This is a genomic window from Oleiphilus sp. HI0125, assembly GCF_001635355.1.
Genome location: NZ_LWGF01000793.1, coordinates 1 through 1,601, shown reverse-complemented (window position 1 = coordinate 1,601; position 1,601 = coordinate 1). Strand labels below are relative to the sequence as shown.

Annotated in this window: 2 protein-coding genes; both read left to right on the top strand. The window is 43.1% G+C overall.

Translation table 11 applies throughout. From position 1 onward, the window contains the following. On the top strand, positions 1-884 hold an 884-nt coding region (locus tag A3762_RS12705; protein ID WP_156493435.1), incomplete at its 5' end, for an ATP-binding cassette domain-containing protein. Between the two features lie 172 nt (positions 885-1,056). Beyond that, positions 1,057-1,601: hypothetical protein (locus tag A3762_RS12700; RefSeq protein WP_156493434.1), on the top strand; the 545-nt coding region annotated here is incomplete at its 3' end.

Below are 1,601 nucleotides of genomic sequence, written 5' to 3'. Positions count from 1 at the left end.
CAAACGGGGCAGGTAAGTCGACTCTAATTAAATCATTGGTTGATCAACAAACCTTGTTACGAGGCGAGCGAACGCACGGAGAGCATTTACACATTGGTTACTTTGCTCAGCATCAGCTGGAAGCGCTTGATATGAATGCGAGTCCAATTTTGCATCTACAAAGACTCACGCCATCGGCAACGGAACAAAGCATTCGTAATTTTTTAGGAGGCTTTAATTTTCGAGGTGATGATGCGACCGGCACTATTGAGAAATTCTCCGGCGGAGAAAAGGCGCGATTGGCGCTTGCAATCATTGCCTGGCAAAAACCTAATCTACTGCTTTTAGATGAGCCAACTAACCATTTGGATTTAGAGATGCGCCACGCTTTAACGCTGGCACTACAAGAGTTCTCGGGCGCCATCGTGGTGGTGTCTCACGATCGTCATTTGTTAAAGAATACAGTCGATGATTATTGGTTGGTCGCTGAAGGTAAAGTCGATACCTTTGAAGGCGATTTGCAAGACTATGAGCGTTGGTTAGAGGGATTTCATCGACAGCTTCAAGAGCCCGATAATTCTGAGTCGAATACGCTCAATGAATCTGCTGGTGAGACCAGTGAACAGCGTAAAGAGCGAAAGCGCCAAGAAGCCGAAGCGCGCAAAAAGTTAAGTCCCTTGAAGAAACAGTTGGCCAAACTAGATGCAAGCTTAGAAACGCTACAAAGTGAGTTGTCGGCCATTGAGAATGAGTTGGCATCTCCTTCTATTTACGATGATGAAAACAAGCAGCGATTAAAAGCCTTGCTTGAAAAGCGTGGCGATCTAAGCACTGAAGTAGAAGAAATTGAACTGCAATGGTTTGATCTACAAGAACAGATCGAAGAGTTAGAAAACCGAAATTAGCAACATTAATTTTATAAGAATTTGCATTGCGTTAACAAAACTCGCATTGAGAAGATTCAGTACGCTGACATACTCAATAAGTTAATGAGCAAAACCTCGAGCAAAAATACCCACTTGCAGAGCGATGCTTTCAAATGTATTCAGGATGTATTGAATGATAAGTGCCTTGCCTATGACAAAGCAGGAACATAGCGGTTTAGTGTCGGCCAAACTGGTCGTAGATTTGCTTTGCTATTTAACTGTTCCGCTGTTAATGATTTTCGGCACGAAATCATATTTAACAGGGCACGAAACATACGGCTTAAGTCTTATTGGTTTTTCGGGTTTAGTGCTTTCTAGTTTCTTTGCCTATAAGTTCTTTGGACGCTGGCGCTTTCATCGTAATTTTCTAGCAACATCCTATACCTTTTTTTATTTCTATCTACTTATCTCTGGTGGAGAAGGCGGAACCGGTATCTACTGGCTCTATGCCTATCCACTTCTCGTGTTCTCAATTATGGGGATGCATGTTGGGACATTAGTGCTTGCCGCTATTTTAACAGCATCGGTGTTTATCCTATTTCTGCCAGGTATGTTCGGCCTAGAGTTGGTATACAACAGTAATACGAAGATGCGTTTCATTGGCTCAATGATGTTTGTCACGATCATGGCGTACACCATGGAGAGGGCTAGAGTGTCAGCTGCTTTAGCGCATTCGAAGGTGAGTAAAGCTTTAGA